Source organism: Henriciella aquimarina, assembly GCF_002088975.1.
In the GTDB taxonomy this organism is placed as follows: domain Bacteria; phylum Pseudomonadota; class Alphaproteobacteria; order Caulobacterales; family Hyphomonadaceae; genus Henriciella; species Henriciella aquimarina.
In genome coordinates this window covers 204,591-230,208 of the sequence record NZ_NCST01000061.1, presented here as the reverse complement: position 1 = coordinate 230,208, position 25,618 = coordinate 204,591, and the positions used below count along the sequence as shown (strand labels likewise).

Below are 25,618 nucleotides of genomic sequence, written 5' to 3'. Positions count from 1 at the left end.
ACACAAGGATGTTTAATTCGCCATTCAGGCGAGATTCAGGCAGGCGTCCTTCATGGCTGCGAGGGGCGCTTCAGCAGGCCGCGCAGCCCCCCGCTCGTCAGCAGGGCGACATCGGCCAGCGCGAAAGCCAGGTTCAGGCGTGCCGGACCACAGATATAGAGCGGCTCCCAGCGCGGCAGGAATTTCTCCTTGTAGCGGCGCAGCCCGTCAAAGCCGTACATCTCCTCACCATGCGAATAAATGAAGTTGCCGATACGCGCGAGCGCATTGGCTTCGCGCTCCGCCGCCAGGCCCGACAGGGGCGCCATGCCAAGATCCAGCGTCTCGGCCCCCTGCGCCCTGCCCCAGAGCGCCAGTTCGGCAAACAGGGTATCCATCGTTGCGGGCGGGGCATCCGGGGAGACGCGCATCAGGTCAATCGACAGCGCCTTTCCGTCGCCCGACCGCCAAACATTCGCGAAAGCCCAGAGCGTATCGCCATGCCAGACCGACGCAATCGGATAGCGGTCGAGATAATCGGGATCGAACCATCCCAGCGTGAAGGCCTTCTCCCGGCCGGCATGATGGGCAAGCCAGGCGTCGGAGACCCGCTTCAGCTCTGACGCATATTGGCTGAAACTGCCGACCGGCAGGACCTCGAACCGCCCGCCTTCGCGCTTCAACCGGTTCACCGCATGCCGAAGCTTTGCCCGCGCCGGGCCCTCCAGCGAGAAATCCTGGAGCGGCACGATGGCCGTCTCGCCGATCTTGCGGGCCACCAGTCCCAGATCGAGCGCGACAGGCAGGAACGCTGTCGGCACGGCATAGAAGACAAGATTGACGCGCGCCTGATCGGCCTTCCGCTTCAGCGTGAAAGCGAGCGAGCGGACGGCATCCTCCGGCCCCATGGGTGGGCCCATGAAGATCCAGCTGCGTCCACGCACGCCATACATGGCGAAGGCGCGCCCATCGTCTGAAAACACGAAGCGCTTGTCCGGCAGCCAGGCCAGCGCCGCATCCGGCTGCGGGGTCTCGGGCGAAGCGACGACCGCCGCGATCTTCGCTTCCAGCTCGGGCGTGCGCCGGGGCAGAGGGACACGCGCGGGCGGCTGCAGCAGGCGCCAGAAAAGAAAGAGCACCGCCGTGACGATGATGACGACCAGCGCCCGCAGAAAGCGGGACACGTCGGCATCGAGGGCAAAGGTCCACCAGAGTTCGTTGCGGTACGCGACATTGCGGTAGGCGAAGAAGCCGAGCCAGGCGATGCCGGCGAGCAGCAGTGCCAGCACGATGAGCGGCTGCGGCGAGAGGCCGATGCGCGACAGCGATCCGCGGCGGTAGAACGCCCCGCGCGACATGACGAGGCCGGCAGCCGCGATGCTCAAGCCCACCGCCAGCGAGACATCGCGCCCAGCAATCAGGCTCAAGCCCGCCAGCAGGATGAACGCTCCGACGGTCATCAGCCAGGCGGCATGCAGGCGCTGGCGAATGCCGAGCGACAGGATGAGTAGCGCCGTGCCGACAATGGACGAGATGAAGTGCGACGCCTCGAGCAGCGCCAGGGGCACCTCGAACGGCACATGCGATACAGCACTCGGGACAAGCAGGGCGACCAGCATGATCACCCCGGCCACCGCGGCGATGCCGGCAAACACGATGGGCGCGAGCAGGAAGCTCAACTCGCGCACCAGCGCGCCCGCCAGGGAGATACGCGGCTGACTTGTGCGCGTTTCACTCATCCCCAGTCCCTCGCCGCTCACTCCTGAATCACAATCGGACCAACAGGCTGCCGGGGCATACTATCCGTAGTTTACCTGATTCAAAAATCGGGCTTGCCCCACCTATTATGAGCCGGGCATTTCCGTAGGGGAATGCCGGCTGATTCATGTGGTTTGAAAAAGGAGAGACGATATGCGTTTTGGTTCGTTAACCCCGTTCAATCGGCGTCATTTTCCGGCCCGGGACAAGCAGGGCAATCTTGAGCCGTTCCGCTCCTTGCGGATGGATTTCGACCAGTTGTGGGACGAGTTTTTCGATATGGGCCGCCCGCTCATGCCCGGCGGCATGGACTTCAGCCCGAGCGTCGATGTCTCGGAAACCGGCAAGGAGATCGTCATCAAGGCCGACCTGCCCGGGATGGACGAAAAGGATGTCGAGCTGGAACTCAATGGCGACATGCTGACCATCAGTGGCGAGCGCAGCGTGGAAAAGGAAGAAGGCGAAGGTGAAAGTCACCGCGTCGTCGAACGCAGCTATGGCCGGTTCGAGCGGTCCATGCGCCTGCCCTTCAGCCCGGAAGACAAGGATGTCGAGACGAGCTTCAAGAAGGGCGTGCTGAAGGTCAACGTCAAGAAGCCGAAAGAGCTGGAAAACAAGGCCCGCAAGATCGCTATCAAGGGCGAATAACGGGTTTCAGCCCACAAAAAACACCAAAGGCGGCGAGGTCCCATCGCCGCCTTTTGTTTGTCCGGGATATGTCGCGCGCTAGAGCGCCTTGCCCATGCGCACAACGGGAATGCGCAGACCGTTGACGGGCGGGGCGAGGGTTTCCTCGATCACCTGATAGCCGCACGCCTTGTAGAGCGGGATGCCGGCCACGGTCGCGCCGAGCTCGACGGACAGAAAGCCTTCCGCCTTTGCGGCAGCCTCCCCAAGCGAGAGGATCAGCCGCCCGATGCCGCGCCGGGTAAAGTCGGGATGGGTATACATCGCCCGCACGCGCGCCGCGTCACGGCCCGGCACAAGCAAGTTCTCATCCCGCAGGGGCGTGGAATGATCGCCGCCATAGAGGGTGGCGCGCCGGCTCCAGCCGCCGCAACCGGCCAGCCTGCCGGAGGCGACGTCTGTCACCATGAAATAGGTCCCGTCTTTCACCAGCTGGGTATCGACGCCCATGGAGCCGCGGCTGGCCTCGATTTCCGCCGGGCTGAGATACGGTTTCTGCAGCTCGCTGATGGCAAGTTCCATGACTTCGCGAAGGGCCGGCAGATCGGCTTCCTTCGCGAGCCGATGAGTGAGTCCGGAAGCTTCAGTCTGCATGAATACTCCTCTTCATCTCGCCTTATCGGGCCGGAAACCGGCGACGAAGTCGATGACTTTCTGCCTCGGCATTTCGCAAGGCTTCAGCCGTGCCTGACCGGCGACCACATAGAGGTTGAAACTGACATGATCGGCACCGCCGAGCGCTTCGCCATAGAGCTTCACCCGGCGCCCGTCGGAAGAGCGCTGCAGGCTCACACCCCAACGCTCTCCAAGGTAGGTGCCCTGGCCGTAACCGTTTGGCAGTCCGGCCAGGGCGAATAGAAACGCGTCGAACCTAGTTGCGCGACTTGTCGACGAGGCGGTCATTCTGCGCCCACTTCATCATGCCGCGCAGCTGCTCGCCCACTTCCTCGATCATGTGCGTGTTCATCCGGTTGCGCATCGCCGCAAAGCTCGGCGCACCGGCCTGGTTCTCGAGCACCCAGTCTCGGGCGAACTGGCCGGACTGAATGTCCTCGAGCACCTTCTTCATGTTCGCCTTGGTCTCGGAATTCACCACGCGCGGGCCGGAGCGGTATTCGCCATATTCGGCCGTGTTGGAGATCGAGTAGTTCATGTTGGAAATACCGCCCTCATAGATGAGGTCGACGATGAGCTTGGTCTCGTGGAGGCATTCGAAATAGGCCATTTCCGGCGCATAGCCGGCCTCGACCAGCGTTTCGAAGCCGGCCTTGATCAGCTCGACAATGCCGCCGCAGAGAACGGTCTGCTCACCGAAGAGGTCGGTCTCGGTTTCTTCGCGGAACGAGGTCTCGATGACGCCGGCGCGGGTGTTGCCGATGGCCTTGGAATAGGACAGCGCCACATCCTTGGCGGTGCCGGTCGCATCCTGCTGGATGGCCACCAGGCCCGGCAGGCCGAAGCCGCGCTGATACTGGTCGCGCAGCGTGTGGCCGGGGCCCTTCGGGGCCGACAGCGAGACGTCCACACCTTCCGGCGGACGGATGAGGTTGTAATGCACGTTGAAGCCGTGGCCGAACATGATGTGCTGGCCTTCACGGATATGCGGCTCGATCTCATTGGCCCAGAGAACCGACTGCTTCTCGTCCGGGATGAGGATCATCACAACGTCGGCCCACTGGGTGGCTTCCGCCGGGGTCATTACCTTCAGGCCTTCATTCTCGGCCTTCTTGCGCGAGCCCGAATTCGGCTGCAGGCCGACGACGACTTCCGGCACGCCGCTGTCGCGCATGTTCAGCGCATGGGCGTGGCCCTGGCTGCCATAACCGATGACGGCCACTTTCTTCGACTTGATGAGTTCAAGGTCGGCATCTTGTTCGTAATAGACTTTCACTTCTCACTACTCCTTGGATTTCTTCAACTTTTTTACAAATCTGTTCTGATCGCTATCCCGCATCCTTGCCGCGGCGGATGGAGAGGACGCCGGTGCGGCTGACTTCAACGAGGCCGAGCGGCTCCATCAGGTCGGTGAACTGATCGACCTTTTCCGACGCGCCGGTGATCTCGAAGATGAAGCTTTCATTCGTGGTATCGATGACGCGCGCGCGGAAGATTTCCGCGATGCGCAACGCTTCGACGCGCTTCTCGCCGGTGCCGGCGACCTTCACCAGCGCCAGCTCCCGCTCGATACCGCGCCGGGATTTCGTGATGTCCACCACAGCGGCGACCGGGACAAGCCGCAGAAGCTGCGCCTCGATCTGCTCCAGCATATGGGCGGTGCCGGTGGTGACGATGGTGATGCGCGAGCGGTGCTTGTTGCGATCGGTTTCGGCGACCGTCAGGCTCTCGATGTTGTAGCCGCGCGCGGAGAACAGCCCAACGACGCGCCCGAGGACCCCCGGCTCGTTGTCGACCAGGACGGCGAGCGTGCGGCGCTCTTCGGCCTCCTCGGCATGGTCCATGTCATAGGCGCTTGCTGGGATGGGGAGCGGCTCTCTCGTCATGCGGCAGTGTCCTCCTGGGAGTCGTCCGACTCGATGATAACTTGCGGCCGGCGGGCCTTCAGGCGGTTCTTGATCGAGGCGGCCCGTCCGAGCGCCTCCTCACGATGGGCACGGCGCTGCCTGTCATAGCGCTTCACGATCAGGTCACGCCGGCGCGGATCGGTATGCGCCTGCAGCTCCGACACGACAAGCCGGCGGCAATCCTCGAAGAAAAGCGCCGAGTTCTCGCCCGTCGGCCCGCCCTCGCGGGTCATCGCTTCAAGCTCGTAATGGGCATAGACCAGCGCGTCGAGAATAGGCGGGCGCGAGCCGCGATAGGCTCCCTCCTTTTCCGCGCCCTTCTTCTCCGGATCGACATTCGGGAAGAACATCCGCCCGCGCTCGATCAGCGAGGAGAGCTGCATCATCAGATTCACCTTGTTGGTGTTGAAGCCCTGCTCATTGGTCTGGGCCCGGCGGGTGCGCGCGAACATGGCCATGCGCCCAAGCAGATCGATCGCGGCCGCGCCCCAGTCGAGGGTCGCCCCGTCGACCTGCATGCGCAGTGTCTCCACCCGGATCTTCTCCTGACGGCGTGTTTCCATGTGCGAGGCGATGGCCCCGAGAATGGCAAAGACTGCCGACACCAGGGTGATAATGAGGGCCCAGTTGCCCTGCGCCATATCCGAGAGACTAGAGGTCATGCGTGCAATGTCCCGAACGTTTCTGGATCAGACCAGCTTACGACCTTCCTCATCGATTTCATCCCCGGAAATGCTGCCCAGGATCATCTCATTATGCGCTGCCCCGGACGGGATCATCGGGAAGCAGTTTTCCGCCTTGGTGACAAGGCAATCGAAGACGACAGGCCCGGGATGATCGATCATTTCCTGAATCCGGGCATCCAGCTCATCCGGATCGGAACACTGGATGCCATGGGCGCCATAGGCCTCGGCCAGTTTCACGAAATCCGGCAGGCTTTCGGAATAGGAATGTGAATAGCGCTGGCCGTGCAGCAGCTCTTGCCACTGGCGCACCATGCCCATCCACTCATTGTTGAGAATGAAGACCTTGATCGGCAGCTTGTGCTGAACCGCGGTGGAGATTTCCTGCATCACCATCTGCACCGAGGCTTCCCCGGCAATGTCGATGACGAGGCTGTCGCGATGGGCCGCCTGCACGCCGACCGCGGATGGCAGGCCATAGCCCATCGTGCCGAGTCCGCCCGATGTCATCCAGCGGTTCGGCTCCTCGAAGTGATAGTGCTGGGCCGCCCACATCTGGTGCTGGCCGACCTCGGTCGTGATGTAGGTGTCGCGGTCCCTGGTCAGCTCGTACAACCGCTCCACGGCATATTGCGGGCGGATCGAGCCGTCATTCTCCGGATAGGCAAAGCAGTCGCGCTCGCGCCACTTGTCGATCTGGGCTTTCCAGTCAGAGAGGTCGGGCTTTTTCGCCTTCGTCTTCTTCCAGCCGTCCAGCAGCGCCTTCAGCGCGGCCTTGCAGTCGGCCACGATCGGAATGTCGACCCGGATGATCTTGTTGATCGAGGACGGGTCGATGTCGATGTGAACCTTCCGCGAGCCGGGCGAAAAAGCCGAGACCTTGCCGGTCACCCGGTCATCGAAGCGCGCGCCGACGCAGATCATGAGATCGCAGTCATGCATCGCATTATTGGCTTCATAGGCGCCGTGCATCCCCACCATGCCGAGCCAGTCGGGATGGCTGGCCGGAAAGGCGCCGAGGCCCATCAGCGTCGAGGTCACGGGGAAACCGGTGGCTTCCTGCAGCTCGCGCAGGAGTTTCGAGGCTTCAGGCCCGGAATTGATGACCCCGCCACCGGTATAGAAGACCGGCCGGCGCGCGGCTCGCATCAGGGCAATCGTGTCCTCGATGGCGTGCGGGGACGGCTCGGTCTTCGGCTGGTAGGTCGGCTTGTAGACGCCCTCCTTGCCGATATAGGTGCCGGTCGCGAACTGGACGTCCTTGGGGATGTCGATGACCACAGGCCCCGGCCGCCCGGACGTGGCAATCAGGAAGGCTTCGTGGATGGTGCGCGCGAGGTCCTCGACGTCGGTGACGAGATAGTTGTGCTTGGCGCAGCAGCGGGTAATGCCGACCGTGTCGCACTCCTGAAAGGCATCGGTGCCGATGAGATGGGTCGGCACCTGGCCGCTGATCACCACCATCGGAATGGAGTCCATCATCGCATCCGTAATCGGCGTGACCATGTTCGTCGCGCCGGGCCCGGAGGTGACCAGCGCCACGCCCGGCTTGCCGGTCGAGCGGGCATAGCCTTCGGCGGCGTGGCCGGCGCCCTGCTCATGGCGCACGAGCACGTGGTGGATCGAGTCTTCGGAATAGATGGCATCATAGATCGGCAGGACCGCCCCGCCGGGATAGCCGAACATGGTGTCTACGCCCTGTTCCCGAAGCGCAGTGATGACGATCTCTGCGCCGGTCATGGTGCGGGCTTTCGTCTCTGTCTCGGTCAGGGGCTGGGTATCCATGGGTCTGCTCATTCGATCTTCACTGCTCAATTCATGCGACCTGAAAAAGAAAAAGGGCCTCGATTGAGACCCTTCCATACGCACCCGCGCCGACATCTGCTCAGATGTCAGTCACGGGCGGCTAATAAGTACGACGACCTTCTGCTGGCGCAAGGCTTTTTCCTCCAAATCGCAAATGGGGCATATCGTGCCTCAGCCTATCGGTCAACCTCCTTATAAAGGGCAGAAACAACCCTCATCCGGGTCGGGATCTCCGTGGACGGAATTCTGGGCCAGAACGGAAACTGCCGCCCGATCCAGGTGAATTGCCGCTTGGCATAACGCCGCGTATCGCGCTTGGCATTTTCGGCCGCGAGCGCGGCATCGATCTCGCCGCGAATGAACGCCGAAAGCCATGGCATGCCATGCGCCTTCATCGCCGGCAGGTCCGGATCGATGTCCTGGGCGACCAGCTGGCGGGCCTCTTCCATGGCACCTTCCATCAGCATTCCCTCGAAGCGCTTGTCGATGCGGGAATAGAGTTTCGCACGCGGCGGGGTGAGCGCGATGCCGAGCCACTCATCCTCGTTGAGGACCGGCTTGGAACGCTTGCTCTGGAAGCTGGTCAGCGGCGTGCCGGTGGCCAGCCACACCTCATAGGCCCGGCTCAGGCGCTGGCGGTCATTGTCGTCGATGCGCGCAGCCGCCTCCGGATCGACGGCCTGCAGCCGGATCTTCAACCCGCGCACACCTTCCGACTTGGCGATTTCGAGCACTTCATGACGGGTCTCCTCCGGCACGGGCGGGATCTCGGATAGCCCCTGCGTCAGCGCCAGGAGGTAGAGCCCCGTGCCACCGACGACGACAGCGGTCTTGCCACGCTTCTGGATCGCCTCGATCACCGGGCGGGCCTGCTCCAGCCATTGCCCCGTAGAGTAGCGCTCGCTGGCCGGCACATGGCCGAAGAGATGATGCGGAACGTCGGCCATCTCCGCCTCGTCGGGGCGCGCAGAGATTACCTTCAAATCCCGGTAGACCTGCATGGAATCCGCATTGACGATCTCGCCGTCATATTTGCGGGCGATCTGAATGGACAGTTCGGTCTTCCCGCTTGCAGTTGGTCCATGAATGAGGATAGCAGGTCTCATTGAATAGCAAGTAAGAGGTTTGCGCGCGCACGTTAAGTAAGGAGCGCCAGAATGGACGAAAAAACCGCAGATTACAGCCATGTCGCGACGGTAGTTGCCCCGGGCGGGGACAGCCTGCAGCTTGTCGGCGACACGCTGGAAACGGTCCTGCAGGAAACCGGGGTGAGCGAGAAAGCCCCGGTCCGCATGCTGAGCGGCGACGGTCACTTCACCGCAATCGAACAGGCCATCAGCCCGGCCGATGCCCAGGCGGTGCGCAAGGCGCTGGAAACAGCTTTTGCCGGCAAGGCCGATATCTGCGTCTCGCCTAGCCGGGGCCGGCGCAAGAAGCTCATGATCTGCGACATGGACTCCACCATCATCGAGCAGGAATGCCTCGACGAACTGGCCGATTTCGCCGGGCTGAAAGCCGAGATCTCCGCCATCACCGAGCGCGCCATGGCCGGTGAGCTGAATTTCGAGGAAGCGCTGACCGAACGGGTCGGCATGCTGAACGGGCTCGCGCTCGATACGCTGGAGACCTGCTACCGCGAACGCATCACGCTGATGCCGGGCGCGGAAACCCTTGTCGCCACGATGAAGGCCGGCGGGGCCCGCTGCGTCCTCGTCTCGGGCGGGTTCACCTATTTCACTTCACGCATCGCCGAAGCCGCCGGCTTCGATACCCATCAGGGCAACACTTTGCTCGACGATGGCAAGACGCTGACCGGCAAGGTCGGCATGCCGATCCTCGGACGCGAGGCCAAACTCGCCGCCCTGGAGACAGAGATGAAGGGCCTAAGCCTGTCACCGGCCGACACGCTTGCCATGGGCGACGGGGCCAATGACCTCGCCATGATCGAAGCCTCCGGCCTCGGCGTCGCCTACCGCGCCAAGCCGGTCGTGGCGGCGGCTGCCGATTGCGGGATCTCGGTCACCGACCTCACCACCGTGCTCTACTTCCAGGGCTTTTCCGACAGCGAGATCGTCTGGAAGCACTGACAGGCCTGCGCTCGCACAATTATCAAGAGGATGCTAAGAGATGCCGCCAAGCCCGGATCCAGAGGAAGACATCCGGCAGGCCCTCATGGAGACGGGCATTTACACAGCCGCTACCTCGACACCTGCACCCGTGGTCAGCGCCGAGTTGCTGAAATGGCTCATCACCTCTCCCCACATCCCCCACCCTGTCTGCCGGATTGAGGGCGTTGTCTTTCGCGACCCGGTCAATCTCTGCGCCTATCGCAGCGAGAAGCATGTTCACCTCATTGGCTGCCGCTTTCTCGGGGAGCTCGATCTGCGCCATTTGCGTCTGCCGCAACTGATCCTCGACCGAAGCTGCTTTGAAGCGCCCGTCAAAATGAATGGGGCACAGATCGAGCGCGGCATGCTCGCCAACAAGGCCGAGTTCGAAAACCTGACCGTTCAGGCAGCGGAATTCGGAGGCAATCTCGAACTCTCCGACACGAAATTTCGAACCGAACTCAAAGCCTATCAGGTAAACGTTGCAAAAAGCCTGTTCATCCGCGATGGGACAGAATTGAAGGGCGCAAACCTGGCCGGCGCGAAAGTCGGCACCAACTTCCAGCTACGCGGAACGAAACTGGCCGGCATGATCGACCTGACCGGTGCCGACATCAATGGCGAGCTCCAGTTCAGCAATCCGGAGTCCCCGCCCATTTCCTGGGCCGAAGACGCCTCGCTTTCCCTCCGCAACGTCCGGGCCCGTGCTTTCGGCGCCCGCCTGAGGGATTTTCAACGCGGGGCTGAATATGTCCCACTCGATCTGTCGGGTCTCACCTTTGAGGAATTTGGTGGGGTCAACCTCAAGGACAACTCGTCGATCGCGCATGAAAAGCCCGAAGCCCTTCTGACATGGCTTGAACAGTCTTCCTCGAAAGCCTCGAAATTCGATCCCAAACCCTTCATTACCGTGGCCGATGCACTCGCACGCACAGGACAGCTGGAAGCCGCACAGAAACTAAAAATCGGGCTGGAGTGGCAGGAAACCTACAAGGCAGACATGTCGCCAATCAGCCGTTCCGGGCGGTTTTTATCGGGCTGGTTTGTCGGTTTCGGCTATGCCCCCTGGCGGGCGCTTTGGCTGTTCGGGGGCCTGTTCCTACTGGGGTTCGCTTATGCCTATTTTGTCCAGACCGGGTTTTCCCTTGTCTGGGCCGGCATGGGCGCAACAATCGATGCCGTTCGCCTATCGCTGGAAAATTCGATCCCGCTGATTGAATTTACAGCGCCCCTCGGCCGGCAAAACTGCCCCGAAGCGCTAGATGCCGGTTGCATATCCCTCAGCAGCACGAGCCTCCTGCTCTTCGATGTACAGAAGGTCCTTTCACTCATCCTCGGCAGCTACTTCGTCGCCGCGATCAGTGGCTTCGCCTCGACGCGCCGGCACTGACCGGGCGTTACCGTGCCGAGCGATAGCGTTCCGGGTGGGCTGGGAAGACGCCGATGATCTTCAGCGAGGTCGAGAAGAAGCCAAGCTCCTCCAGAGCGAGTTGCACCGAACGCTCGTCCGGATGGCCCTCGATCTCGGCATAGAACTGGGTGGCGGTGAAGGAGCCGTCGATCTGGTAGCTTTCGAGCTTCGTCATGTTGACGCCATTCGTCGCAAACCCGCCCATCGCCTTGTAGAGCGCGGCCGGAATGTTGCGCACCTGGAAGAGGAAGGACGTGACCGTCGGCCCGTCTTCGATGTCATGCTCGACCGGCTCCGGCGCCATGATGACGAAGCGGGTCGTGTTGTGGTCGGCATCCTCGATATTGTGGGCCAGGATATCGAGCCCATAGACCTCTGCAGCCAGTTCCGGTGCGATGGCGGCAATCGACTTGTCGCCCGTCTCGGCCACGATACGCGCCGCCCCGGCCGTATCGGCGGCGATCACCGGATCAATGCCGTGCTCCTTCAGGAAGCGGCGGCACTGGCCAAGCGCCATGATGTGCGAATGGGCGAGCTTCACATCCGTGAGGGACGCGCCCTTCAAAGCCATCAGCTGGAAGCGGATCGGCATGAAATGCTCGCCGATCATGTGCAGGCTGGTGCCGGGCAGCAGGTGGTGAATGTCGCCCACCCGGCCGGCAATCGTGTTCTCCACAGGAATCATGGCGAGGTCGGCATCCCCGCGCTCGACCATGGAGAGGACATCCTCGAACGTCTTGCAGGCGACCGGCTCCATCGCGGGATAAGTGTCGCGGCAGGCAATGTGCGAATTCGCTCCGGGCTCGCCCTGATAGGCGATGCGGCCCGTCATCGTCTTGTTCATCTCACTGTCCTTATGGCGCCGTTCGGCCGGAAAGCGCCATGCCATGCGCGAGGCAGGCGGCATTTTCAAGTCCCGATTCGACAGCGCCTACGCCCCATCTTGTGCCGGCCATTGCCCGGAGACGCGGATTCCGGCTCACCAAGTGCGCCGTTTCGCCGCTATATGCCCCCGCGCATCCCCTGACGCACCCGGTTATATTGCCTCCGACTCGATAGCGTGCCAGAAGGCGCGCGTTAGAAGGTAATCACACAAGGACGATCCCATGGGCGATCTCTTCTGGAACAAGGTTTTCGGCGCCATCCTCGCCGTTCTGCTTGGCGTCATGGGCCTGAAGCTGCTCTCCGAGACAGTTTTCGGACATGGCGGCGGCCATCACGGCGGCGAAGAGGAGGAGATGTCGCTGAATGACTGGGCGCATAGCCGCTTTGCCTATTACACCGACATTGCCGAGACCGGCGGTGGCGCCGCAGAGGAAGAAGAGGTCTATGACCTTGGCGCCCTGCTGGCCAATGCCGATGCGAGCCGCGGCGAGCGCTCCTTCAAGGCAAAGTGCACGACTTGCCACACCATCGAACAGGGCGGCGCCAACGGCACCGGCCCGAACCTCTATGGCATCATGACCGCCGAGCATGCCCACAAGGACAATTTCGGCTACTCTTCCGCCATGATGGAAACGGCTGGCAAGCCGTGGACCTATGAGTCGATCGACGAGTGGCTGACCAACCCGTCCTCCTATATCCGCGGCACCACCATGGCCTTCGCCGGTCTGCGCCGCGACGAGGAGCGTGCCGACGTGATCGCCTACCTGGCCTCGATGACGCCGAATGCCCCGGCTTTCCCGGAGCCGCTGCCGGAAGAAGAAGAGACCGAGACCGCTGAAGGCGAAGAAGGTGGCGAAGCCACTGACGCGGCTGCCGAAGGTGAGCCCCCCGAAGCCGAGCCCGCCGCAGAAGGCGAAACCACCGAAGCGGCACCGGCCGAAGGCGAAGCTGCCGATACGGCTGAAACCGCAAACGAGCCCGCCGAGGGTGAAAACGCCGGCGAAGCTGAAGGTGAGGCTGCCAGCGAAGAAGCCGCTCCGGCAGAGGAAGAAGCTGCACCGGCCGAAACCGGCGACAGCGAACCGACTGAAGAAGAGTAAGGCTTAGCCGGCCTTTAGCCAGGCCGGCGTATCTGCCTTTCCGGAGACAAGATCGATACGGCGGGCCCCGATGGGCTCGCCGTATATTTTTGCGATCCGCTCAATCGCCCCGGCGAGCGGCTCTTTCGCGACCGCCATGTGATGGGCATTGGCATGCAGGAAGATATCCCCATCCAGCATGATGCCGACATGGCCCTTCCAGAAAACGAGATCGCTGCGCTGAAGTGCGCCCGGCTTTCGCCACTCGCCGATGGCTTCGCCGCACCAAGCGTATTGCATGTCGCTGTCGCGCGGCAGGATGATGCCGCAAGCCAGAAAGGCTGCGCGCATCAGGCCGGTGCAATCGATTCCGAGACTGTCGCAGCCGCCCCAGAGATAGGGTGCATGCAGGTAAAGTTCGGCCACACCCGCCGGATCGGTTTCATACGCATCAAGGGCGGCGACATGCTGCTCGGGCAGCCAGCCGCCGCGCTCACTCTTGAGGAAGCGGCCCTCCTGCCCCGTGATCCGGAGCCGGCTGCCCAGCGACACAATCAGCTGCGGGGCCGACTTCAGGTCGGGTTCTGAATAGACATAGGTCCTGAGCGCGGACACCTTGTGGGTCGGCGCGAGCACGGAGGATGCCACGGCCTCCTTGAGTGCCCAGCCGACATAGCGGTCGCGTTCAAGCTGCACCCGGACGAAACCGCCCCGTTCCTGGCCCGCCATAAGAGCCTCGCCATGCAGGGCCTGCGTCACCATCTGGGAGGCTGCATCCGGCGCTTCGTGGATGGCGGCCGTCCCGGCACTCACCTGCATCGGTGTGCCGTCCACGCCTTCCGGCAGGGTCAGTCTCTTGTCGTCAAACTCCGGCACACTGCCTCCCGATAGATCAGGCGGCTGCCTGCGGCTTTGTGGTCACCGCCGGAACGGCGACGTCCTTGCCATCGGCAGCCAGCATGATCAGCTGCGCAAAGCCGCGCAGCCAGTCCATGCCCTCTACCGTGCGCTCTATGAAGACGCTGCGCAAGTCGTTCTCGTCCTTGCGGCGGCGGACAAAACCCTGCTTTTCCAGCGTGTCGAGCGCGCGTGTAACCGCTGGCTTGGCGAGATCGAAACTCGCGGCCAGTCCGCGCACCGTGTGCGGGCCGGGTTCCAGGGCAACGGTCAGGAAAATCGCCTGCTGGCGCGCCGAAAGATCGCAGTCCGAGGTGCGGACATAGGCCGACATGGTGCGGCGCCACAGATCCAGGGACTGTCTTTCATTCATCGCCATTCGGATTCTCCTTCGCGCCATCTTCCGTCGATAAGCGAATCAGAATCTGATTTGCGCGAAGCGTAAAGAGTCCCTTAACGCAGACGGGACTCGAATTCCGCTAGCGCTCTGGCTTTATTGTGAAAAACATTGTCTGGCCGTTCCGCCAGATGCGAATCAGCATGTCTTTTCCGCCCGGCGCGGTCTGCGGATCCAGCGCGGCGTGCGCGTCTTCCACGCCGGCAATCTTCCTGAAACCGATCTCGGTGATGACATCGCCCTTGCGCAGCTTGCCGAAGCTCGGCCCGTTCGCGGCCACCGAATTGACCAGCACGCCATCGACATCGCGCGCGATGCCATACCGCCGGCGTGCATCGTCATCGATGGATTTGAGTTCGGCCCCGATGGGGTTCTGCGCCAGCGCATTCTCCGGAATGGGCTCACGCTCCTCGACGGCGCTTTCGCTCTCAAGCTCGCCGACCGTGAAGTCTACCGTGCGGCGCTTGCGGTCGCGCACGACATCGACGTCGACCGTCTTGCCGATGTCGGTGTCGGCCACGATCCGCGACAGGCCGCGCACATCCTCGACCACTTTGCCATCGAAGCTCAGGACGAGATCGCCCACTTCGAAGTCGGAATCGGCGGCGGGGCCTTCCCCGTCGATGGCGGTGATGATGACGCCTTTCGGCTCTTTCACGCCATAGGCGTCGGCAATGCCCTGGTCGATGCCCTGCACATTGACCCCGAACCAGCCACGGCGCGGGTGGCCATATTCGACGATCTGGCTGGCGACCTGGCTGACCAGGTTGGACGGGATGGAAAAGCCGAGCCCGACCGATCCGCCGGTCGGAGAAATGATGGCCGTGTTCACGCCGATCACCTCGCCATTCAGGTTAAACAGCGGCCCGCCGGAATTACCGCGGTTGATGGCGGCATCGGTCTGAATGAAGTCGTCATAGCGCCCGGACTGGATGTCCCGGTTGCGGGCCGAAATGATGCCGGCCGACACCGAGCCGCCAAAGCCGAACGGGTTGCCGATGGCCATCACCCAGTCGCCTACTTCCGCCCCGTCGCTGTCGGCGAAATCGACGTGCGGCAGCGGCTCATCGCTTTCCACCTTGAGAACAGCCACATCCGTTTCCGGATCGGTGCCGACCAGCGTGGCCTGCAGCGTGCGCCCGGAATTGAAGACGACATTGATCTCGTCGGCATTCTGGATGACGTGATTATTGGTCACGACGGTACCGTCGGCGGAAATCAGGAAGCCGGAGCCCAGCGAGCCTTCCCGGCGGAAGCCGTCCGGGTCACGGCCGAAAAATTCGTTGAAACGTTCCAGCGGTGATCCGTCGGGAAATTCGGGCATGCCGTCAGGCGCAATCGTCTGGCTGGTCGTGATGTTGACCACGGCCGGCATCAGGCGCCTGGCCAGTTTCGAGAAGGATTCCGGAGCCTGTTTCTGGTCGATGACAGAGGTCGTGTCCGACAGCGACGTATCGGCCTGCGAGGCGCGCTGGGCCATGGCGCCCGGCTGCAACAGCACGACACCTGCAAGCCCGGCCAGGACGGACGTCATTTTCAGGCTCATCGATACGCTCCGGTCTGCTTCAAACTTCACTCCTTGCACAGAACTATGGCGCTTCGCGGGCAGAGCGCAACGCATCACACGAAGCGCACCGCAGCATAGAAGAGAACCAGCCCCAATATGGCCGACCAGATACCACCACTGCGGATGCTTTCGATCGGCATACGCGACAGCCATTCGGCCATGCGCTGCATCGTGTCGGGAGCGGCCGCATAGAGGATACCCTCAAGAGCGAACCAGAGGCCGATGGCGGCGAGGAGTGTCTGCCATGTCATGGCTGATACATCCTGCCGCCTTCCATGCCCGTTAACCCGGCGTACCGCTGCGGGCCGCCTGCGTTATGAAGTCATTGCAGAGGCCCAGCTTGTTGGGCCCGACAACGACGCGGGTGCCTTCGGTGAAAGATTCCTCGCAAGCAATGAGCGCCCGCTGGAAGCGGAAGAACTCTTCGTCCCGCTCATAGGCGTTGGCATAGATCTCGTTCCGCTTGGCATCACCTTCACCACGGATCTGTTCCGATTGCTGGCGGGCATCGGCCAGGATGACGGTGCGCTGACGCTCTGCGCGGGCGCGGATACCGCGGGCGCGTTCGTCGCCCTCGGCCCGGATCTGCTCGGCTTCCTGGTTCCGGGTCGCTTCCATCCGAGAGAAGACCCGTTCGGACACATCGTCCGGCAGGTCAGCCCGGCGGATACGCACATCGATGATCTCGATGCCGCGCCCGGAAATATTGTTGGCGAGATTATCGCGGATCTCGTCCATCAGCTCAGACCGCTGACCGGAGATGATGTCCTCCGGAAGGCGTGAAGCCAGGGCGTTACGGATGGCCGCATCTGTGAAGTTCAACAGCTGGCTGCGGGCTTCCCGCTCGGTGCCGAGACGCTGATAGAAGGCCAGCGGATCGTCGATCTGCCAGCGCACGAAAGCGTCGACGATCAACTGCTCCTGGTTCGACGCATAGGCTTCGATGTTCGGCACATCGAGGCCGAGATTGCGCCGGTCATACATGACGACATTCTGAACCAGCGGGATCTTGAACTTCAGCCCCGCCTCATCCGAGCCCGGCTCGTTATAGGCTTCGACAGCCCGGCCGACCTGGAGCAGAAGCGCCTGCTTGCGCTGGTCCACGATAAAGAAGGAATTGAACGCGACGATCACGACGATCACGACCGCGACGATTCCAAGAATTCCGATCGGTCTCATGATCTAGTTCCCCTGACTGCTTCTGCTGCGGTTCATGCCCTCAAGCGGAAGGTAGGGCACGGCCCCGGACTCCTGATCCAGGATCATCTTGTCGCTGCGATTGAGAATACGTTCCATGGTCTCCAGATACATACGTTCCCGCGTGACCTGGGGCGCCTGACGATACTCATCCAGAATTTGCGTGAAGCGAGAGGCCTGACCGGTCGCATCGGCGATGACCTGCTCACGATAGGCTTCGGCATCCTGGATGATCTGCTCGGCGGCACCGCGTGCCCGCGGGATGATGTCGTTGGAATAACGGTTGGCTTCCTGCACGGCGCGTTCCGCGTCCTGCCCGGCGACAACCACGTCGATGAAGGCGTCACGCACCGGCGCCGGTGCCTGGGCTTCCTGGATCTCGACGTTCAGGATCTGCACGCCGGCGCGGTAGTCATTGAGAAGCGTGCTCAGCTGTTCGCGCACCTGCGCCTGCAACTCGCCACGGCCCGTTGTGATGATATCGTCGAGATTGGATTTGCCGACAACCTCACGCATCACCGATTCGGCGGACGCTTTCACGAGTTCTGCGCCGCCCTCGACATTGAGAATGAAGTTTTCCGGATCTTCCTCGTCATAATACCAGAAGACGCGGAACTGGACGTCGACGATATTCTCGTCGCCGGTCAGCATGAAGCGCTCATCATTGTCGGCGCCGATCTCGGTGACCTGTTGCTTCTCCGACGGCATGACCTCATGCGTCTCGATCGGGGTCGGCAGGTGAACGTGAAGGCCCGGCGGGAAATTCTTCTGCCATTCGCCGAAGCGGAAAACAGCCGCGCGCTCGCCTTCGTCGACGACCACGACACCCGTGGCCAGCCAGGCGATCAGCGCTGCCAGCGCCAGAACGGCAAAGCCGAAGGGCCCGAAGCCCTGACCGCCACCGCGGCCACGACCGCCGCCACCGCCGTTTCCACGGCCACGGCGAAAGCGTTCCTGCATCCGGCGCATCTGTTCCTCGAGGTCGGGACGGTTACCACCGCCACCGCCGCTCCCTCCGGAGCCTCCGGATCCACCTGAACCACCCGGTCGCGACCAGGGTGAATCATTGCCCTTCTTGCCGGATCCCCACGGGCTGCCATTGCCCTTGGACGAGCCGTCCCCGTCCTTGTTTTCATTCCAGGGCATTGCCCCTCCTTCATGACTGTCCGTCTATGGCCATATAGGCATTGCGCAGATATGTGCATCCCAGCGCGCTCGCATCAAGGAGTAACCCGCATGTTTCGTGCCCGGTCGCGACAATCAGACAAGCTTGAAAGCGCCATTCGGCGTGCGCTGGGCGATCCCGCCTGGCTGCAAGGCCTTCGGATTCGCGAAGGCGGCGTGGTGACGCTCGTACTCGAGGCGGATCCGGAGAACATGGAAGAATCCGAAACCCGCCGTGTCGAAGCCGAAGCCCGCGCCCTGAATGTGAAAGGCGTCAACGAAGTCCACGCCATGCTGACCGCCGAGCGACAGCCCGGCGCGCACACGCATGAAGCACACGCCCCTCAAGAGACGCCCCCGCAAGCCGGCGCGCAGCGCGTCCGCAAGGGCGCCCGGCTTTCGGACGAAGCGGTCTCACAGGGGCAGCCCGGCCAGCCGACGACCGACAAGATCCCCGGCATCTCCCGCATCCTGGTCGTCGCGAGCGCCAAGGGCGGCGTCGGCAAGTCGACCGTGGCGGTCAATCTCGCGGCCTCCTTTGCCAAGCTCGGCCTGAAGACCGGCCTCCTCGACGCGGACATCTATGGTCCGAGTGCGCCGACCATGCTGGGCACGGGCGATGCCCAGCCCGCAACCGACCGGAACGGAAAACTGATCCCTGTCGAAGCCCATGGCATCCACTCGCTATCCATCGGCTACCTGTCAGACCCGGACGCGCCGATGATCTGGCGCGGCCCCATCGTGATGTCGGCCATCACGCAGATGCTGAACGATGCCGCCTGGGGCACGCCGGAAGATCCGCTCGACCTGCTGATCATCGACACCCCACCCGGCACGGGCGACGCACAGCTCACCATCGCCCAGCGCGTGCCCGTCACTGCGGCCGTGCTGGTGACGACGCCGCAGGAAGTGGCCCTCTCGGATGTGCGCCGGGGCGCGGCCATGTTCGCCAAAACGGCGGTGCCCGTGCTTGGCATCATCGAGACGATGAGCTGGTTCGAGGACCCGGCTGGCAACCGGCATTACCTGATGGGCGAGGGCGGCGGCCAGAAAACAGCCGATACACTTGGCCTGCCCCTGCTCGGCCAGCTGCCCATGCTGACCGAGATCCGCGAAGGCGGCGACACCGGCAAGCCTGCCGCCGCCGGCGAGGGCGAGGCTTCGAAGCGCTTTCACGAGATTGCCCGCTCGGTCGCGCTCAACCTCGACAGCCTGCAGACAAAGACCCCACCGAAAATCATCTTTGAGGACTGAACCACCGATGAGCCACGATGTACTCTACCTGCTGAAGCCCGGCGAAGACCCCGACTATCCCGGCGAGACATTCTATTGTCCGCCCTGCGCGATGGTTGAAGGGGTGCTGGCGTCCTTCCCGGAGCTGGCCAAAAAGCTGGATGTCCGGCGGGTCGATTGGCCCCGCCCGCGCAAGGACGTGGTCGCCGTGGTGGGAGAGGACAATCAGTCCCTGCCGATGCTGCTTCTGGCAGAAGGCGAAACCTCAGCGCACCAGTCGGGCACGTTTGAAGGCCGCGCCTTCATCAATGACCGGGACGCCATTCTGGCAGCGCTCTCTGAACGCCACGGCTTCCCGGCCCCGCACCCCTAAGGGGCCGACGCGCCGTCAGGCATTGAAGTTCAGCTTCAGGCCCGCCTCCGGCCAGCGGCACTTGATGAGCTTGCCGGTGCCCGACAGCGTCACCCAGGCATCCATCATGTCCTCGCCGCCGAACGCGATGTTCGTCACGAACGGGTCGGGGAAAGGGATGTGCGAGTGCTGGCCGTCCGGCTGCACAGTGGTGATGCCGCCCTGCAGAATGGTCGCCACGCAGACATTGCCGGCGGCTGAAATGGCGAGGCTGTCGAAATAGCGAAGGTCCGGCATGCCGGCGAGGAGCCGGCCGGTCGTGAACGGCCCTGCCTGTTTCGCAACGCCCGGGCTTTCCAGGTCATAGGCCCAGACGCGCGCGGTCATCGTGTCGGCGAAATAGACCGTGTTCTCATCCGGCGAGAGGCCGATGCCATTCGGCGATATCTGGTTGTAGTCGAGTTCCTGCACCTTGTCCGAGCCGGCAGGCATGAAATAGACCCCGCCCGTGTCGCGATAATTGTCATAGCTCTTGCCGAGATCGGTGAAGTAGAGATTGCCCGCTTTGTCGAAAACGAGGTCGTTCGGGCCTTTCAGGGGGCGGTCCCCGCAATGGGTCGCGACGACCTCGACCTTTCCGGTCGACAGGTCGATGCGCTCGATCCGGCCGCCGGAATAGTCTTCCGGGGCATGGCCGGGGATCAGCAATCCGTCGCGTTCATGATAGATGAAACCGCCATTATTGGTGCACCAGAGCGCCCCGTCCGGGCCGATGGCGAGACCGTTCGGCCCGCCGCCCGGCTCGGCAATCACCTCTTTCTTGCCGTCGCCCCAGCAGCGCGTGATCTTCTTGCTCTCGATCTCGACAACAATGACCGAGCCGTCCGACATGACGACCGGGCCTTCCGGAAACCGCAAGCCTTCCGTGACCACCTCGAAATCCATGGCGCAACTCCCTTCCGTCTGGTTTTGACGGGGACTGTTGCGCGCTGACAGAGGCCTTTCAAGCGGGGCCGTAGGGGAAGGCGAGACAGGTTTCCGGCTTTAATCCTGCACGCGCTGGAGGACGCGCAGGGTAAAGGGATACTCATTGCGCTCGCCGGCCTCGAAACGGCTCGTCGCTACCTCCTCGAACTCGCTTTCGTCAAAACCGGGGAACGAGACATCGCCGTCAATCTCGGCATCCACCTCGCTGATATAGAGGATATCGGTCAGCGGCATGGCCCGCTCGAACAGGGACTGGCCGCCAATGATGAAAACCTCTTCCACCCCATCCTTGTTGGCAATGGCCTTGGCGGCATTGATCGCGGCGTTCAGGTTGGAATAGACGCGCGCGCCGATGGCGGCATAGGCCCAGTCCTTCGAGATGACGATATTCTGGCGGCCCGGCAGAGGCTTACGCGGAAGGCTTTCCCAAGTGTGCCGCCCCATGATGATCGGGTGGCCCATCGTGGTCCGCTTGAAAAATTTGAGATCGTCGGACAGCTTCCAGGGAAGGCCTCCATCTCTGCCAATGATGCCGTTTCGCGACCGCGCAACGATCATCGACAGCTTTACAGATCCTTCCATACCAAGTCCTCTTGCTTTCCCATCCCGTCTATCGCGGTTTTCTCTTCGCCCCCATGACCTATCTAGGTCGGTGATTTAACCCAGATCAATAGTGCTGGTTTCAGACAGGAAAAATTCAATTCATGATGGAACTTTGGGATGGTTTGATCGGCGCGATAACCAATGGCCGGCCAACGAATAAAGAAGAAGTATTGATTGGCCTTATGGTAACGGCCATTCTTATTTACTCTTTTGGTGGCCGTTTCTGGGCCTTCCTGTACTTCGCAACCATCCCATTCCTGAACTGGTCTTTCGGGATTGTGGAAAGCTTCATACTGCTGCCGCCGAACGAAACCTTCCGGCAGGGAATCGAGATTCACCCCCTCACTGTTGTAACCGGGCTGGTTTTCGTGTTCCGGGATTTCGTCCAGCGCGGCATGGGTCACAAGGTTCTGGTCGTCATGGCGTTGGCGATTGCCTGGTCGTTCTACTATGCATGGCCAGTTATCGCGCTGGCCTCGGGGATCGCCTTCGCCATTTCCGAGATCACGGACTGGTTGATCTACACGTTCACCAAATACCGGCTTTCCACCCGAATCATTCTCTCCAGCGCGGTCGCCGCCCCGGTCGATACCACGATTTTCCTCTATGGTGCCGACCTTGCGCGCCAGATCCGGCTGGGGGATGAGCCCGGCAACATGCTGCATCCGGCCAACTGGGTCGTCTTCATCATCGGCAAGATGATCGGCGCCGTTCTCGTCTCCTGGCTGATCCGGCGGCGCGAGGATGCCGGCCAGATCGATCCCTATGACGATGACGGTTACACACCGGCCACCAACCGGAGCTGACCCGACGGCACACTTCGCAGCCCGATTCAATCGGCTATCGTCCCGGTCACAAGACAAAGGGAGGATATCCAATGAAACTCGGTCCAGACACACCAGCCATCGTCACCGGCGGCGCTTCCGGCCTTGGCCGCGCCACCGCGGAGGCCCTGGCGGATCATGGCGTGAAGGTCGCCATCTTCGACATCCAGGAAGAGAAAGGCGAAGAGGTCGCCAAATCCATCGGCGGCATCTTCTGCAAAGTGGACATTCTCGACGAGGCTTCCTGCGAGGCCGGCTTCGAGAAAGCCCGCGCCGCTCATGGCCAGGAGCGGATCACGGTTCATTGCGCCATGACATCGGGCCGGGGCAAGACGCTCTCCTTCGACAAGGAAACGATGAAATACAAGCGCACACCGACGGAGATGTATGATCGCGGCGCGCAGGGCATCCTCGTCGCCTCCTACCGCATTGCCTCCATGTCAGCACTTGGCATGGCGAATTCCGAAGCGCTCAATGAGGATGGCGAGCGTGGATGTATCACTCTCACTGCCTCTGTCGCCGCGCAGGATGCGCAGATCGGCCAGGTCATCTATGGCTCGTGCAAGGCGGGCGTGAACGGTCTGGTTCTGCCCATGGCGCGCGACCTCATGGATATCGGCATCCGTGTGAACTCGATCATGCCGGGCATATTCGCGACCCCGCTCATGCTCGGGGCCCCACAGAAGGTTCTGGACAGCCTGGCCGCGTCCGTCCCCTTCCCCAAGCGGCTCGGCAATCCGGAAGAGTTCGGATCGCTGGCGCTCGAGATCGCGCGGAACACCTATCTCAATGGCCACAATTTCCGGCTCGACGGCTCGATCCGCATGGCGCCGCGCTAATCGGTGAGAGCAAAAGTGTCGTCATCCCGGCCAGTCGATAGAGAGGCGGGGATGACGGCCATGCCTTGTCCGGCGCCACCTAGCTTACACCGCCACCGGGGCCTTGATGTGCTTGTGGGCCTCGTAACCTACGAGTTCGAAGTCCTCATAGCTCCATGAGAAGAGATCGGTCTTCTCCGGATTGAGGATCATGCGCGGCGGAGCGAGCGGTGTGCGTGTCAGCTGCAACTTCGCCTGCTCGATATGGTTCGAATAAAGGTGCGCATCGCCCAGCGTGTGGATGAACTCGCCGGGCTCAAGCCCTGTTGCCCGCGCCATCATCATGGTCAGCAGCGCATAGGAGGCGATGTTGAACGGCACGCCAAGAAAGATATCGGCCGAGCGCTGGTAAAGCTGGCAGCTGAGCCGGCCTTCGGCCACATGGAACTGGAACAGGCAGTGACAGGGCGGCAGCGCCATCTCGTTCACATCCGCCGGGTTCCAGGCCGACACGACAAGGCGGCGCGAATTCGGATTGGTCCGGATCTCGTTCAGCACCCATTCGATCTGGTCGATGGTCTGCCCGTCCGGGCCGACCCAGGAGCGCCACTGCTTGCCATAGACGGGCCCGAGATCGCCGTTCTCGTCTGCCCACTCATCCCAGATCGAGACGCCGTTTTCCTTGAGGTAGGCGATGTTGGTATCGCCTTTCAGGAACCAGAGCAGTTCATGGATGATGGAGCGCAGGTGCAGCTTCTTGGTCGTCAGCAGAGGAAAGCTGTCGGCCAGGTCGAACCGCATCTGCCTGCCAAAGACACCGAGCGTCCCCGTCCCGGTGCGGTCGCCGCGCGCGACACCGTTGTCGAGGACGTCCTGAAGAAGATCGAGATACTGCTTCATGATGGAGCGACATTTGCCGAGTCTGGCGCCCGTGTCCAGCATTCCCAACCAGCCCGGAACGGCTTTCGCCTCTTAACGGACGGTAAACCGTAAACACGAAACTCACGCACCGGCTCCAATCAGACCTAAACGCGATTGCGTTAAGGGTGTCCCAGATTGAGAAACCATGTCTGGAGCCTAGCGCCATGAAATCCGCCTGGACCCTATCGAAATTCCGTCGCGATGCCCACGGCAATGTGGCCATGATTTTCGCGCTTTGCCTGATCCCGATTGTCATTGTCGCCGGCTTTGCCATCGACACGCAGCTTGCCTTTTCAAAGAAGGGCAAGATCCAGCATGCCATCGACTCGGCGACCCTCGCCGGCGCGCGGATGATGCAGAGCACAAACGACCAGAGCGCCGTGCGTGCCCATGCGCGGAAATATTTCGAAGCCATGATGGCCAACGAGCCGGGCGGGTTCGAATGCGATGCGCTGACGATCCGCTTCACCGGGCCGGAAGAACTCGAAGGCACGGCCGACTGCTACCAGCCGACCACGCTGACCCGCATTATCGGGCGTGACCAGGTCAAGCTGACGACCAGAAGCACTGCCACCTACGGCACGGGCCGCGTCGACGTCTCCTTTGTCTTCGACGTCTCGGGCTCGATGAACAGCTATGGCCGGATCTATGAGCTGAAGAATGCCGCCAAGGAAGCGGCTGACACGCTGCTGCCAAAGCCCGGCTCGGCCAGTGACGGCGACGTGCGTATCGCGATGATCGCCTATAACAGCATGGTCAATGCGGGCGAGTACTTCGAGGATGTGACCGGCCTGCGGGAACGGCGCACATATCAGGGCGTGGACAATTACGACGAAGACGCCAACCGCAATAATCCGCGCGCGGTGAAAAAGCCGGTAAGAGTTTGCCGCGCAAGCTGGGGAAGCTGGTGCTATGGCGGCTATGAATGGCAAGATCGCTGGGTCATCGAAAAAACCGACGAGGTTGAAGAGACGATTGCCGACACATGCGTCTATGAACGCGATGGCGAACATGCCTACACGAACCGGACCCCCAAGCTTCTGAAGCAGTGGGACCTCCTTCGTGACGTCGAATCCGGTACCTACAATGCGCGTGAAGAGGGCGACACTGAGAACGGAGACGCCTATCTCACGGCCAGTCACCTCGTCTGGAACGATAATGAGGAAGAAAAAGACGGCATCTGGAGCCGTGTCGGCGTGGACGAATGCCCGGATTCCGGTCCCTTCGCGCTTAGCCACAACAAGACGCAGATCAACCACTATATCGATGGCCTGCGGGCGGGCGGCGGCACGGCCGGCCACCAGGGTATCGCCTGGGGCTGGTACCTGATCTCTCATGAATGGAGCAGCATCTTTACCGGCAATTCCGCCCCCCTCGACCCGAACGATCCGGACGTTGTCAAGGCAATGATCATCATGACGGATGGTGAATTCCTGAACGAATTTCATCGCAGCCAAGGCACTTCGACCCAGCAATCCCGCATGCTGTGTGACTCGATCAAAAATGACGATGTCATCATCTATACAGTGGCGTTCCAGGCCCCACAGGCGGGCAAGGACATCCTGAGTTACTGTGCTTCCGGTCCGGAGTTCTACTTCAATGCCGAAAACGGCCAGGAGCTCGTGGAAAGCTACAATGCCATTGCAACGTCCATTTCGGATCTGCGCATCTCGCACTAGACGCTTTCTGGCGATCAAGTGAAAGCGGCCGGTCAGGGTTAATCACGCCCTGACCGGCTTT

The 25,618-nt window shown here is 62.1% G+C and carries 28 protein-coding genes; 9 read left to right on the top strand and 19 right to left on the bottom strand.

Annotated elements, in window-relative coordinates; genetic code table 11:
- Nucleotides 1-50: 50 nt before the first annotated feature.
- Nucleotides 51-1,718, bottom strand: a complete 1,668-nt coding sequence (locus tag B8784_RS09630) for a phosphatidylglycerol lysyltransferase domain-containing protein (RefSeq protein WP_084397733.1) — start codon at nucleotides 1,716-1,718, stop codon at nucleotides 51-53.
- Between the two features lie 172 nt (nucleotides 1,719-1,890).
- Here B8784_RS09630 and B8784_RS09625 point away from each other — a divergent pair, with 172 nt between their 5' ends.
- On the top strand, nucleotides 1,891-2,385 hold the full coding sequence (locus tag B8784_RS09625; protein WP_084397732.1) for an Hsp20/alpha crystallin family protein: 495 nt from the start codon (nucleotides 1,891-1,893) through the stop codon (nucleotides 2,383-2,385).
- A gap of 78 nt (nucleotides 2,386-2,463) precedes the next feature.
- On the opposite strand, the gene B8784_RS09620 is transcribed toward B8784_RS09625, so the two are convergent.
- From B8784_RS09620 to miaA, 7 genes are all read right to left on the bottom strand, one after another.
- The gene (locus B8784_RS09620) at nucleotides 2,464-3,018 is read right to left on the bottom strand and encodes a GNAT family N-acetyltransferase (RefSeq protein WP_084397731.1); all 555 of its coding nucleotides are present in this window, start codon (nucleotides 3,016-3,018) and stop codon (nucleotides 2,464-2,466) included.
- Between the two features lie 12 nt (nucleotides 3,019-3,030).
- Nucleotides 3,031-3,216: a hypothetical protein gene (locus B8784_RS21925; RefSeq protein ID WP_233356053.1), complete on the bottom strand. Its 186-nt coding sequence runs from the start codon at nucleotides 3,214-3,216 to the stop codon at nucleotides 3,031-3,033.
- A 79-nt stretch (nucleotides 3,217-3,295) separates the two neighbouring features.
- A complete protein-coding gene (gene ilvC, locus B8784_RS09610) occupies nucleotides 3,296-4,315 on the bottom strand; it encodes a ketol-acid reductoisomerase (protein ID WP_084397729.1) in 1,020 nt (339 codons plus the stop codon).
- Nucleotides 4,316-4,367: 52 nt separating this feature from the next.
- Entirely contained in the window at nucleotides 4,368-4,925 is a 558-nt protein-coding gene (gene ilvN, locus B8784_RS09605; protein WP_084397728.1) for an acetolactate synthase small subunit, read from the bottom strand.
- Nucleotides 4,922-5,608 carry a hypothetical protein gene (locus B8784_RS09600; protein WP_143435400.1) on the bottom strand — a complete coding sequence of 229 codons (687 nt, stop codon included), beginning with the start codon at nucleotides 5,606-5,608 and terminating at the stop codon, nucleotides 4,922-4,924. The genes ilvN and B8784_RS09600 overlap by 4 nt, the downstream gene beginning before the upstream one ends.
- Before the next feature lie 27 nt (nucleotides 5,609-5,635).
- The gene (locus B8784_RS09595; RefSeq protein WP_084397726.1) at nucleotides 5,636-7,414 is read right to left on the bottom strand and encodes an acetolactate synthase 3 large subunit; all 1,779 of its coding nucleotides are present in this window, start codon (nucleotides 7,412-7,414) and stop codon (nucleotides 5,636-5,638) included.
- A 197-nt stretch (nucleotides 7,415-7,611) separates the two neighbouring features.
- Nucleotides 7,612-8,541, bottom strand: coding sequence for a tRNA (adenosine(37)-N6)-dimethylallyltransferase MiaA (miaA, locus tag B8784_RS09590; protein WP_084397725.1), 930 nt, complete (start codon nucleotides 8,539-8,541; stop codon nucleotides 7,612-7,614).
- A gap of 51 nt (nucleotides 8,542-8,592) precedes the next feature.
- Between miaA and serB the strand changes: the two genes are divergently transcribed.
- A complete protein-coding gene (serB, locus tag B8784_RS09585) occupies nucleotides 8,593-9,522 on the top strand; it encodes a phosphoserine phosphatase SerB (protein WP_084397724.1) in 930 nt (309 codons plus the stop codon).
- A 40-nt stretch (nucleotides 9,523-9,562) separates the two neighbouring features.
- Nucleotides 9,563-10,933, top strand: a complete 1,371-nt coding sequence (locus B8784_RS09580) for a hypothetical protein (protein ID WP_084397723.1) — start codon at nucleotides 9,563-9,565, stop codon at nucleotides 10,931-10,933.
- Between the two features lie 7 nt (nucleotides 10,934-10,940).
- Here B8784_RS09580 and B8784_RS09575 read toward each other — a convergent pair whose 3' ends face one another.
- Nucleotides 10,941-11,798: a prephenate dehydratase gene (locus B8784_RS09575; RefSeq protein WP_233356052.1), complete on the bottom strand. Its 858-nt coding sequence runs from the start codon at nucleotides 11,796-11,798 to the stop codon at nucleotides 10,941-10,943.
- 262 nt (nucleotides 11,799-12,060) lie between these two features.
- On the opposite strand from B8784_RS09575, the gene B8784_RS09570 reads away from it, so the two are divergent.
- Nucleotides 12,061-12,939, top strand: coding sequence for a c-type cytochrome (locus B8784_RS09570; RefSeq protein ID WP_084397722.1), 879 nt, complete (start codon nucleotides 12,061-12,063; stop codon nucleotides 12,937-12,939).
- Nucleotides 12,940-12,942: 3 nt separating this feature from the next.
- Here the strand turns inward: B8784_RS09570 and B8784_RS09565 are convergent, their stop codons facing one another.
- The 6 genes from B8784_RS09565 to hflK all read right to left on the bottom strand — a co-directional run bounded on the left by B8784_RS09565 (nucleotide 12,943) and on the right by hflK (nucleotide 18,122).
- Complete coding sequence (locus B8784_RS09565) at nucleotides 12,943-13,794, bottom strand: C40 family peptidase (RefSeq protein ID WP_233356051.1); 852 nt, start codon at nucleotides 13,792-13,794, stop codon at nucleotides 12,943-12,945.
- Between the two features lie 16 nt (nucleotides 13,795-13,810).
- Nucleotides 13,811-14,194, bottom strand: a complete 384-nt coding sequence (locus B8784_RS09560; RefSeq protein WP_084397721.1) for a MarR family transcriptional regulator — start codon at nucleotides 14,192-14,194, stop codon at nucleotides 13,811-13,813.
- 100 nt (nucleotides 14,195-14,294) lie between these two features.
- Nucleotides 14,295-15,758 carry a Do family serine endopeptidase gene (locus B8784_RS09555; RefSeq protein WP_233356050.1) on the bottom strand — a complete coding sequence of 488 codons (1,464 nt, stop codon included), beginning with the start codon at nucleotides 15,756-15,758 and terminating at the stop codon, nucleotides 14,295-14,297.
- Between the two features lie 74 nt (nucleotides 15,759-15,832).
- Nucleotides 15,833-16,030 (bottom strand): DUF2065 domain-containing protein, encoded by a 198-nt coding sequence (locus B8784_RS09550; RefSeq protein ID WP_084397720.1) that lies wholly within the window; start codon nucleotides 16,028-16,030, stop codon nucleotides 15,833-15,835.
- 31 nt (nucleotides 16,031-16,061) lie between these two features.
- A complete protein-coding gene (gene hflC / locus B8784_RS09545; protein WP_084397719.1) occupies nucleotides 16,062-16,958 on the bottom strand; it encodes a protease modulator HflC in 897 nt (298 codons plus the stop codon).
- Between the two features lie 3 nt (nucleotides 16,959-16,961).
- The gene (gene hflK, locus B8784_RS09540) at nucleotides 16,962-18,122 is read right to left on the bottom strand and encodes an FtsH protease activity modulator HflK (protein WP_084397718.1); all 1,161 of its coding nucleotides are present in this window, start codon (nucleotides 18,120-18,122) and stop codon (nucleotides 16,962-16,964) included.
- 90 nt (nucleotides 18,123-18,212) lie between these two features.
- Between hflK and B8784_RS09535 the strand changes: the two genes are divergently transcribed.
- Nucleotides 18,213-19,394 carry a P-loop NTPase gene (locus tag B8784_RS09535; protein WP_084397717.1) on the top strand — a complete coding sequence of 394 codons (1,182 nt, stop codon included), beginning with the start codon at nucleotides 18,213-18,215 and terminating at the stop codon, nucleotides 19,392-19,394.
- Nucleotides 19,395-19,401: 7 nt separating this feature from the next.
- Nucleotides 19,402-19,746 (top strand): DUF3088 domain-containing protein, encoded by a 345-nt coding sequence (locus B8784_RS09530; protein ID WP_084397716.1) that lies wholly within the window; start codon nucleotides 19,402-19,404, stop codon nucleotides 19,744-19,746.
- 15 nt (nucleotides 19,747-19,761) lie between these two features.
- Here the strand turns inward: B8784_RS09530 and B8784_RS09525 are convergent, their stop codons facing one another.
- From B8784_RS09525 to B8784_RS21920, 3 genes are all read right to left on the bottom strand, one after another.
- The gene (locus tag B8784_RS09525; protein WP_084397715.1) at nucleotides 19,762-20,670 is read right to left on the bottom strand and encodes an SMP-30/gluconolactonase/LRE family protein; all 909 of its coding nucleotides are present in this window, start codon (nucleotides 20,668-20,670) and stop codon (nucleotides 19,762-19,764) included.
- A gap of 99 nt (nucleotides 20,671-20,769) precedes the next feature.
- Entirely contained in the window at nucleotides 20,770-21,294 is a 525-nt protein-coding gene (locus B8784_RS09520) for a dihydrofolate reductase (protein WP_143435399.1), read from the bottom strand.
- Between the two features lie 62 nt (nucleotides 21,295-21,356).
- Nucleotides 21,357-21,719 carry a hypothetical protein gene (locus B8784_RS21920; protein WP_233356048.1) on the bottom strand — a complete coding sequence of 121 codons (363 nt, stop codon included), beginning with the start codon at nucleotides 21,717-21,719 and terminating at the stop codon, nucleotides 21,357-21,359.
- On the opposite strand from B8784_RS21920, the gene B8784_RS21915 reads away from it, so the two are divergent.
- Together B8784_RS21915 and B8784_RS09510 are read left to right on the top strand one after the other, a co-directional pair.
- A complete protein-coding gene (locus tag B8784_RS21915; protein ID WP_233356047.1) occupies nucleotides 21,711-22,121 on the top strand; it encodes a VUT family protein in 411 nt (136 codons plus the stop codon). The genes B8784_RS21920 and B8784_RS21915 overlap by 9 nt on opposite strands.
- Nucleotides 22,122-22,192: 71 nt before the next feature.
- Nucleotides 22,193-22,978, top strand: coding sequence for an SDR family oxidoreductase (locus B8784_RS09510; RefSeq protein ID WP_084397713.1), 786 nt, complete (start codon nucleotides 22,193-22,195; stop codon nucleotides 22,976-22,978).
- A gap of 84 nt (nucleotides 22,979-23,062) precedes the next feature.
- Here the strand turns inward: B8784_RS09510 and B8784_RS09505 are convergent, their stop codons facing one another.
- Complete coding sequence (locus B8784_RS09505; RefSeq protein ID WP_084397759.1) at nucleotides 23,063-23,857, bottom strand: thymidylate synthase; 795 nt, start codon at nucleotides 23,855-23,857, stop codon at nucleotides 23,063-23,065.
- Nucleotides 23,858-24,042: 185 nt separating this feature from the next.
- Between B8784_RS09505 and B8784_RS09500 the strand changes: the two genes are divergently transcribed.
- Entirely contained in the window at nucleotides 24,043-25,557 is a 1,515-nt protein-coding gene (locus tag B8784_RS09500; protein WP_084397712.1) for a TadE/TadG family type IV pilus assembly protein, read from the top strand.
- The last annotated feature ends 61 nt before the right edge of the window (nucleotides 25,558-25,618 follow it).

Coding starts and splice junctions, on each gene's coding strand:
- B8784_RS09530 (WP_084397716.1), top strand. CDS start 19,402: ATGAGCCACGATGTACTCTACCTGCTGAAGCCCGGCGAAGACCCCGAC.
- B8784_RS09600 (WP_143435400.1), bottom strand. CDS start 5,608: ATGACCTCTAGTCTCTCGGATATGGCGCAGGGCAACTGGGCCCTCATT.
- B8784_RS09560 (WP_084397721.1), bottom strand. CDS start 14,194: ATGGCGATGAATGAAAGACAGTCCCTGGATCTGTGGCGCCGCACCATG.
- B8784_RS09535 (WP_084397717.1), top strand. CDS start 18,213: ATGTTTCGTGCCCGGTCGCGACAATCAGACAAGCTTGAAAGCGCCATT.
- B8784_RS09505 (WP_084397759.1), bottom strand. CDS start 23,857: ATGAAGCAGTATCTCGATCTTCTTCAGGACGTCCTCGACAACGGTGTC.
- miaA (WP_084397725.1), bottom strand. CDS start 8,541: ATGAGACCTGCTATCCTCATTCATGGACCAACTGCAAGCGGGAAGACC.
- B8784_RS09620 (WP_084397731.1), bottom strand. CDS start 3,018: ATGCAGACTGAAGCTTCCGGACTCACTCATCGGCTCGCGAAGGAAGCC.
- B8784_RS09630 (WP_084397733.1), bottom strand. CDS start 1,718: ATGAGTGAAACGCGCACAAGTCAGCCGCGTATCTCCCTGGCGGGCGCG.
- B8784_RS09580 (WP_084397723.1), top strand. CDS start 9,563: ATGCCGCCAAGCCCGGATCCAGAGGAAGACATCCGGCAGGCCCTCATG.
- B8784_RS21915 (WP_233356047.1), top strand. CDS start 21,711: ATGGGTCACAAGGTTCTGGTCGTCATGGCGTTGGCGATTGCCTGGTCG.
- B8784_RS09510 (WP_084397713.1), top strand. CDS start 22,193: ATGAAACTCGGTCCAGACACACCAGCCATCGTCACCGGCGGCGCTTCC.
- hflK (WP_084397718.1), bottom strand. CDS start 18,122: ATGCCCTGGAATGAAAACAAGGACGGGGACGGCTCGTCCAAGGGCAAT.
- B8784_RS09525 (WP_084397715.1), bottom strand. CDS start 20,670: ATGGATTTCGAGGTGGTCACGGAAGGCTTGCGGTTTCCGGAAGGCCCG.
- B8784_RS09570 (WP_084397722.1), top strand. CDS start 12,061: ATGGGCGATCTCTTCTGGAACAAGGTTTTCGGCGCCATCCTCGCCGTT.
- B8784_RS09550 (WP_084397720.1), bottom strand. CDS start 16,030: ATGACATGGCAGACACTCCTCGCCGCCATCGGCCTCTGGTTCGCTCTT.
- B8784_RS09500 (WP_084397712.1), top strand. CDS start 24,043: ATGAAATCCGCCTGGACCCTATCGAAATTCCGTCGCGATGCCCACGGC.
- B8784_RS09595 (WP_084397726.1), bottom strand. CDS start 7,414: ATGGATACCCAGCCCCTGACCGAGACAGAGACGAAAGCCCGCACCATG.
- B8784_RS09555 (WP_233356050.1), bottom strand. CDS start 15,758: ATGAGCCTGAAAATGACGTCCGTCCTGGCCGGGCTTGCAGGTGTCGTG.
- B8784_RS09520 (WP_143435399.1), bottom strand. CDS start 21,294: ATGGAAGGATCTGTAAAGCTGTCGATGATCGTTGCGCGGTCGCGAAAC.
- serB (WP_084397724.1), top strand. CDS start 8,593: ATGGACGAAAAAACCGCAGATTACAGCCATGTCGCGACGGTAGTTGCC.
- B8784_RS09625 (WP_084397732.1), top strand. CDS start 1,891: ATGCGTTTTGGTTCGTTAACCCCGTTCAATCGGCGTCATTTTCCGGCC.
- B8784_RS09575 (WP_233356052.1), bottom strand. CDS start 11,798: ATGAACAAGACGATGACGGGCCGCATCGCCTATCAGGGCGAGCCCGGA.
- hflC (WP_084397719.1), bottom strand. CDS start 16,958: ATGAGACCGATCGGAATTCTTGGAATCGTCGCGGTCGTGATCGTCGTG.
- ilvN (WP_084397728.1), bottom strand. CDS start 4,925: ATGACGAGAGAGCCGCTCCCCATCCCAGCAAGCGCCTATGACATGGAC.